General features: G+C 59.5%; 1 protein-coding gene. It reads left to right on the top strand.

Annotated elements, in window-relative coordinates; translation table 11 throughout:
- Window positions 1-301: ArsB/NhaD family transporter (locus IU459_RS40350; protein WP_267469955.1), on the top strand; the 301-nt coding region annotated here is incomplete at both ends.

Here is a 301-nt window from a genome sequence, read left to right as displayed (position 1 = left end):
ATCCCGGCCACCTACGACCTGGCGAAACTGAAGGCGCCGCGTGAGGCCATTCGCGATGCGCGCACTTTTAGAACCGGCTGGATTGTTCTCATCCTGCTACTAGTCGGCTTCTTTGCTCTCGAACCACTCGGCGTGCCAGTAAGCCTGGTGGCAGCGGTGGCGGCGTGTGTTCTCTGGCTGGTTGCCCGCAAAGGACACGTGATTGATACCATCAAGGTGCTGAAAGGCGCGCCCTGGCAGATTGTTATCTTCCCGATCGCCAGTGTTCACGCAAATTTCCCCCCGGTCACGCAGCGCACGT

The organism is Nocardia amamiensis (genome assembly GCF_015477605.1).
Classification (GTDB): Bacteria; Actinomycetota; Actinomycetes; order Mycobacteriales; family Mycobacteriaceae; genus Nocardia; species Nocardia amamiensis_A.
The sequence above is the reverse complement of the archived record's forward strand: the minus strand, read 5'-3'. Positions and strand labels throughout refer to the sequence as shown.